General features: G+C 69.8%; 6 protein-coding genes. All 6 read left to right on the top strand.

Features of this window, described 5'->3' with window-relative positions:
* The first annotated feature begins 242 nt into the window (after window positions 1-242).
* The 6 genes from ACFWFR_RS15925 (at window position 243) to ACFWFR_RS15900 (ending at window position 6,907) form a co-directional block, all read left to right on the top strand.
* On the top strand, window positions 243-998 hold the full coding sequence (locus ACFWFR_RS15925; RefSeq protein ID WP_377623606.1) for a copper homeostasis protein CutC: 756 nt from the start codon (window positions 243-245) through the stop codon (window positions 996-998).
* 224 nt (window positions 999-1,222) lie between these two features.
* Window positions 1,223-2,905, top strand: a complete 1,683-nt coding sequence (locus ACFWFR_RS15920; RefSeq protein WP_191805656.1) for an ABC transporter substrate-binding protein — start codon at window positions 1,223-1,225, stop codon at window positions 2,903-2,905.
* 46 nt (window positions 2,906-2,951) lie between these two features.
* Window positions 2,952-3,947, top strand: coding sequence for an ABC transporter permease (locus ACFWFR_RS15915; protein ID WP_191805657.1), 996 nt, complete (start codon window positions 2,952-2,954; stop codon window positions 3,945-3,947).
* Complete coding sequence (locus ACFWFR_RS15910) at window positions 3,940-5,112, top strand: ABC transporter permease (RefSeq protein ID WP_377623605.1); 1,173 nt, start codon at window positions 3,940-3,942, stop codon at window positions 5,110-5,112. Before ACFWFR_RS15915 ends, ACFWFR_RS15910 begins: the two co-directional genes overlap by 8 nt.
* Window positions 5,109-6,023, top strand: a complete 915-nt coding sequence (locus ACFWFR_RS15905) for an ABC transporter ATP-binding protein (RefSeq protein ID WP_377623604.1) — start codon at window positions 5,109-5,111, stop codon at window positions 6,021-6,023. Before ACFWFR_RS15910 ends, ACFWFR_RS15905 begins: the two co-directional genes overlap by 4 nt.
* Window positions 6,020-6,907 (top strand): ABC transporter ATP-binding protein, encoded by an 888-nt coding sequence (locus ACFWFR_RS15900; RefSeq protein WP_377623603.1) that lies wholly within the window; start codon window positions 6,020-6,022, stop codon window positions 6,905-6,907. Before ACFWFR_RS15905 ends, ACFWFR_RS15900 begins: the two co-directional genes overlap by 4 nt.
* Window positions 6,908-6,965 lie beyond the last annotated feature (58 nt).

Raw genomic sequence — 6,965 nt, 5'->3', positions numbered from 1 at the left:
CCGCACGCCTCACGGCCTGCGGCGGGCCGCTCCCGTCGGCGTCCCCGGGGCGCGGTGGGTCCGCTCCCCGCGCCGGGGGAGCGCCGGCTCGACGACGTCACGCGCGCGCCGTCGTCGGGCCGCGGTCGCTGTGCGCTCGCCTCGGCGCCGGCTCCCGCGGCGGTCCTGGCCGGGTCTACGCTGGCCGCTGACCCGTCGGCGCGCCCCCGCCCGCCGGCCCCCGAGGCAAGGAGCACCCCCACATGGCACGCGACGTCGCGCTCGAGATCGCCGTCCAGGACACCGACGGCGTGCGGATCGCCACCGAGGTCGGCGCTCGCCGGGTCGAGCTGTGCTCGGCGCTGGGGGCGACGGGTGGGCTGACGCCGAGCGTCGGGCTGCTCGAGGCGGCCGTCGCGGTAGCGACGGAGGCCGCGGGCGGGGGAGTGCCGGTCGAGGTCCACCCGCTGGTCCGGCCGCGCCCGGGAGGGTTCGTCTTCAGCGCGGCCGAGCTCGACGTGCAGGTGCGGGACGTGCGTGCAGCCGTCGCCGCCGGTGCTGCGGGTGTCGTGATCGGGGCGCTCACGTCCGACGGGCTCGTCGACGAGGCCGCGGTCCGTGCCCTGGTCGCGGCCGCGGACGGTCGTGAGGTCACCTTCCATCGCGCGATCGACGTCGTCGAGGACGTCACCGCGGCACTCGACCTCCTCGCGGGCCTGGGGGTTACCCGGGTGCTCACGTCGGGTGGTGCGGCCCGCAGCATCGACGGGGTCGACCGGCTGCGCGCCATGGCCCTCCACGCCGCGGGCCGGGTGCAGGTCCAGGCGGGCGGGGGAGTGCGCGCCCAGGACATGGGCGACCTCGTGGCGGCGGGCGTGGACGCGGTCCACCTCTCGGCCAAGGGCATCCGGCCCGACGACGGCGGGCCCGGTGGCGGGGGCGGGTCCGGCTACGAGGTCACGGACCTGGGGGCGGCGCGCGAGGCGCGCTCAGCGCTCGACGTCGCGCTGGGTTCCTGACCGGGCGCGTCGGGCTCAGACGCGCTGAGGTCGCGGCCGGCGCGGTACCGGAGCCGCGGATTCCTGCGGGTCCTGCCGTGCCCGACCGCTGACGTGTTTCATTTAGGTAACTTTCCTGTTCTATTGGTTCGCAGGGCACCCTTGATTCGTTAGTGTTCCTGCACATACCCGCCGAGCGGGGCTGATCGACGTGATGAGGCGTCGACGACTCGAAAGGACCGATGATGATCCGAAGCAAGGGGCGCACGCGCCTTCTCACCGCGGTGGCGCTCGCCTCCGGCCTCACGCTGCTCGCCACGGGCTGCGGCTCGTCGGGTGACGACGGGGACAAGGGCTCCGCGAGCAAGGGCGACGGCGTGCTCACGGTGTGGGCCGGCAGCCAGACGCCGATCGTCGCGAACTTCAACCCGTACGCACCGACGGTCCTCCACGCCGCGCTCGGTGGCGTGTACGAGACGCTCTTCTACTACAACAAGGCCAGCGCCGAGGCGCCCACCCCGATGCTGGGAGAGTCCTTCGAGTTCAACGAGGACGGCACCGAGCTGACGATCACGATCCGTGAGGGCGTCACGTGGAACGACGGCAAGCCGTTCACGGCCGAGGACGTCGTCTGGTCCTTCACGAACGACACCTCCAAGCCGGAGTACCTCGCCTCCGCCGAGGTCGTCGACCCCACGACCGTCAAGCTGACCTTCACGGGCCCGCAGTTCACCAACGAGTTCGCCCTCCTCGGCGCGTCCTGGATGGTTCCTCAGCACGTCTGGAAGGACGTCCCCGACCCGGTCACGTTCGCCAACGAGGCGCCGGTCGGCACCGGGCCCTACACCGTCCAGAGCACGTCCGACGCGTCCTACACCATCGTCGCGAACCCCGACTACTGGGGTGGCGCACCCGCCGTCGAGAAGGTCCAGTACCTCGGGATCGACGCGAACACCTCGGCCGAGAGCCTGCTGAAGACCGGCAAGGTCGACTGGGCCGGCATGTTCGTGGCGGACCCCGACGCGCTGACCGCCGACGGTCGCCTCGGGTACATCAACACGCCGCAGGACCCGACCGTGCTGTACACGTGCGCCAACGTCGACGCCGGCTGCGCCGGCGCCCAGACGGACGTCGCCGTCCGCCAGGCGCTCAACGTCGCGATCGACCGCGGCGTCATCAACGAGAAGGCCTTCGTCGGGCTCGCGGGCGAGATCTCGCCGACGTTCGCGCTGCTCGGTCGCGACGACAAGTGGATCTCCCCCGACGTCGAGAAGGTCAGCCCGCAGGAGGCGAACGCTGCCGAGGCCGGCAAGATCCTCGAGGCCGCGGGCTACACCAAGGGTGGCGACGGCATCTACGAGAAGGACGGCAAGAAGGTCGAGCTGACCCTCACGTCGGTCGAGGGCTGGAGCGACTACAACGCCGCCGCCGAGCTCATCGCCGCGCAGGCCAAGGCCGCCGGCATCGCCGTCACGGCCAGCACCGTCACGTGGGACGAGTTCTCGGACTCGCGCCAGACCGGCAGCTTCGAGCTGATCATGGGTGGTGTCGTCGGTACCTCGGTCGCCGACCCGTTCCAGATCTACCGCGACTGGTTCAGCGGTGAGTACACCCAGCCCGTCGGGACCCAGCTCGAGTCCGGCGAGTGGAACTTCTCCCGCTACTCCAACCCCACGGTCGACGCAGCGGTCAACGCCGCAGCGGCGACGAACGACGAGGCCGCGAAGAAGGCCGCCTACGCGACGATCCAGACCGAGATCACGCGTGACCTCCCGTACATCCCGCTGGTCATCAACGCGACGCAGACGTTCTTCGACCAGAAGGACTTCACCGGGTGGCCCACCGAGGGCGACCTGTACGCCTTCCCGCCGTCATGGGGGTCGGTCTCGGCAGGCGTGGTGCTGAGCACCATCAAGCCGACCGAGTGACGCCGGGCCGAGGAGGAGCTTCGATGACGACGGGACGTAACGAACGGTGAAGTACTACGCGCGGCGGCTCACGTTCTACGTGATCACCCTGTGGGCCGCCATATCCCTCAACTTCTTCATCCCCCGGCTCATGCCGGGCAACGCGGAGGACATCTTCCGGGCCAAGATGGCCCGCAAGGGAGAGCTCACCCCCGCGATGGAGAAGAGCATCCAGCTCCTCTTCGGCTCCGACGACCAGTCGTCGTTGTGGGACCAGTACCTGCGGTACTGGAACAACCTGCTGCACGGTGACCTGGGGACGTCCATCACCAAGTTCCCCGCCCCGGTGTCCGAGCTCATCGGTCAGGCCCTGCCGTGGACCATCGTGCTCGTGGGCCTGGCGACCGTGCTGTCCTTCGTCATCGGCATCTCGCTGGGCGCGTGGGTCGGCTGGCGGCGGGGCACCTGGGTGGACGGGATCATCCCGGCGTCCACCCTCCTGCAGTCCGTGCCGTACTTCTGGCTCGCCCTCATCCTCATCGCGGTGTTCTCCGTGAACCTGGCGTGGTTCCCGATCATCGGTGGGTACGACACGTTCATGTTCCCGGACGGGCCCGTGGCCACGTGGGAGTTCTTCTCGAGCGCGGTCTACCACGGCTTCCTGCCTGCACTGACGATCGTCCTGTCCTCGGTGGGCGGCTGGCTCCTCGGCATGCGCAACATGATGGTCTCGACCCTGTCCGAGGACTACATCACCACGGCCGAGGCCAAGGGCCTGCGTCCCTTCCGGGTCCTCACGACCTACGCCACCCGGAACGCGGCGCTGCCCTCGCTCGCCGGGTTCAGCGTCTCGCTGGGCTTCGTGGTCGCGGGTTCGATCGTCATGGAGCAGGTCTTCACCTACCCCGGTGTCGGGAAGCTGATGATCAACGCGGTCCAGGACAAGGACTTCGCTCTCATGCAAGGGGTGTTCCTCGTCATCACCGTCACGGTGCTCGCGGCGAACTTCCTCATGGACCTTCTGTACGGCTTCATCGACCCGAGGGCTCGGCACAATGGCTGACGACGACATCCGCACCCGCGAGTTCGTGACCCCCGCCACCAGCTCGTCCCCGGTGGCCGAGGCGGTGGCCGACGGGATCGCTCCCAGTGTCCGCACGGACGGGCTCGTGCCCGACGTCCCGGTGTCCGACGGCGACGTCCCGGCGGCCGCGCTCGCCGCCGACGCGCCGGTCACCGCCCCGCCGCGCCGCGGCTTCCGCGAGATGCTCCCGCGCAGGTCCGGCAAGCTGGTCGTCGGTCTGGTGCTCACGATCGGCATCGTGCTGTTCGCGGTCATCGCACCGTTCGTCACCCAGGACCCCTGGAACTACGACAACCCGGTGTTCGAGCCGCCCAGCGCGGCACACCTGCTGGGCACCAACAACCTCGGTGCCGACCTCTTCGCGCAGCTCGCGGAGGGCGCGGCCGGCTCGTTGACCGTGGGGCTCGTCGCGGGGGCCATCGCCGTGGTGCTGTCGCTGTTCTTCGGGATCGTGGCCGGCTACGTCGGCGGCTGGACGGACGAGGGCCTGTCGCTCGTCACCAACGTCATGCTCGTCATCCCGGGCCTCCCGCTGGTGATCGTGATCGCGAGCTACATGGAGAGCCGCAGCATGTGGATCATCGCCGTGGTGCTGGGCCTGACGAGCTGGGCGGGATCGGCGATCGTGCTGCGCTCGCAGGCCAGGTCGCTCCGGAGCCGTGACTACGTGGCGGCCTCCCGCGTCGCGGGCGAGAAGCCGCTGCGGATCATCACGGTCGAGATCCTCCCGAACCTCCTGCCGCTCCTCGCCGCGCAGTTCCTCTTCGCGGTGGTGCTCGCGATCCTCGCGGAGGCGGGCCTGTCCTACCTCGGTCTCGGGCCGTCCGGTGCCATCACGTGGGGGACCATGCTCAACCAGGCCAGCCAGCACAACGCGTTCACGATCGGCGCGTGGTGGTGGTTCGTGCCGCCGGGCCTCATGATCGCGCTGTTCGGCTGCGGCCTCTCGCTCATCAACTTCAGCATCGACGAGATCATCAACCCCAAGCTGCGCACGGCTCCGGCCGCCGTCAAGAGCGTCCGCAAGGCGCGCAAGGCGCAGGTCCGCGGCGAGGGCGCGCACCCGGCCCCGGCGCAGGACGCTCCCGTCGACGGCGACGACACCGGCGGGAACGCCTTGGAGAAGGAGAGGGTGAACGCATGAGCACCGCGCTCACGACCGGGCCTCTGACCACCCCCGACCACGCGGAGGCGATCGCGGGGCTGGCTCCGGTCCTCACGGCCCGCAACGTCTCGATCGAGTACGAGGTCACGCCTCCGGTCAAGGCCGTCAAGGACGTCTCGCTCACGCTCCACCGGGGCGAGATCCTCGGCCTGGCCGGGGAGTCGGGCTGCGGCAAGACGACCCTCGCCTACGGGATCAACCAGCTGCTCAAGCCGCCTGCCCTGCGCACCGCAGGTGAGATCGTCTTCCACGACCAGGACGGCACGGACGTCGACGTCGCCGCGCTCGAGGGCGACGCGCTGCGAGCCTTCCGGTGGGACAAGATCTCGATGGTCTTCCAGGGAGCCATGAACTCCTTGAACCCGGTCATCAGCGTGAGGTCGCAGCTGTTCGACGTGTTCACCACGCACCGCCCCGGCATGTCGAACGCGGAGAAGCTCGAGCGCAGCCAAGAGCTGCTGCGGCTCGTCGGGGTCGACCCGGCGCGGCTCAACAGCTTCGCGCACGAGCTGTCGGGCGGCATGCGCCAGCGCGTCATGATCGCCATGGCGCTCGCGCTCAACCCGCAGGTCATGATCATGGACGAGCCCACGACCGCGCTCGACGTCGTGGTGCAGCGAGGCATCCTCCGCGAGATCATGCGGCTGCGCGAGCAGTTCAGCTTCGCGGTCGTCTTCATCACGCACGACCTGCCCCTGCTCCTCGAGATCAGCGACCGGATCGCGGTGATGCGCCACGGCGAGATCGTCGAGCTCAACACGTCGGCCAACATCTTCACCAGGCCGCAGCACGAGTACACGCGCAAGCTCCTCGCCTCGTTCCCCAGCCTCACCGGGGAGCGCGGGTCGTTCGTCAGAACCGGTGAGAGCACGGAAGGGGAAGCGTCGTGAGCACCCTCGAGGTCAAGCACCTCACCAAGGACTTCCGCGTGCGGGGCGGCGGGGCGGGCAGGAAGTTCCGCGCGGTCGACGACGTCTCGTTCACGCTCGAACCCGGTCGGACGATCGCCCTGGTCGGAGAGTCCGGCTCGGGCAAGTCGACCGTCGCCCGGATGATCTCCAAGCTCGAGACGCCGACGTCGGGCGAGATCCTGATCGACGGTCGCACGAGCGCGACGCGGGGTCGACGGCTCGCGACGTACCGGCGTGACGTACAGATGGTCTTCCAGGACCCGTTCGCCTCGCTCAACCCGTTCCACACGATCGCGCACCATCTCGAGCGCCCTCTCCGGCTGCACGGCAAGGCGAAGGGGCGGGAGGAGATCGATGCCCAGGTCCACCAGCTCCTCGAGCGGGTCAACCTCACGCCCGCGTCGATCGTGGCGGCGAGGCGCCCGCACGAGCTCTCCGGGGGCCAGCGGCAGCGGGTGGCGATCGCCCGTGCGCTCGCTCCCGGAGCCCGCTTCCTGGTCGCCGACGAGCCGGTCTCGATGCTGGACGTCTCGATCCGGTTGTCGGTGCTGAACCTCCTGGCGCGGCTGCAGCGCGAGGAGAGCCTGGGCGTCCTCTACATCACGCACGACCTCGCGACGGCTCGCCACTTCAGCGACGAGATCATCGTGATGTTCCGCGGGAAGATCGTCGAACGTGGGCCGTCGGACGAGGTCATCCTCAACCCGCAGCACGACTACACGAAGCTCCTCCTGGGGGCGGCGCCCAACCCGGAGAACCACGGGCGGCTCCGCGAGGAGGTGCGCAGAGAGCTCGCGTCGGCATCGGCAACCTCGGGGGATGCCGGTGCGGTGCGCGACCGCTTCGGAACGGCCGACCTCTGAGGTCGGCCGTCACGGCGGTGCCGGTGGCGAGCAGGCGACCGGCAGGACGAGCAACGGC

This window comes from Oerskovia sp. NPDC060287, assembly GCF_042726775.1.
GTDB lineage: Bacteria > Actinomycetota > Actinomycetes > Actinomycetales > Cellulomonadaceae > Oerskovia > Oerskovia merdavium.
The sequence above is the reverse complement of the archived record's forward strand: the minus strand, read 5'-3'. Positions and strand labels throughout refer to the sequence as shown.

What these genes read in the sequence shown, in the direction of transcription:
- ACFWFR_RS15925 (WP_377623606.1), top strand. Translation starts at nt 243, where the DNA reads ATGGCACGCGACGTCGCGCTCGAGATCGCCGTCCAGGACACCGACGGC.
- ACFWFR_RS15920 (WP_191805656.1), top strand. Translation starts at nt 1,223, where the DNA reads ATGATCCGAAGCAAGGGGCGCACGCGCCTTCTCACCGCGGTGGCGCTC.
- ACFWFR_RS15910 (WP_377623605.1), top strand. Translation starts at nt 3,940, where the DNA reads ATGGCTGACGACGACATCCGCACCCGCGAGTTCGTGACCCCCGCCACC.
- ACFWFR_RS15905 (WP_377623604.1), top strand. Translation starts at nt 5,109, where the DNA reads ATGAGCACCGCGCTCACGACCGGGCCTCTGACCACCCCCGACCACGCG.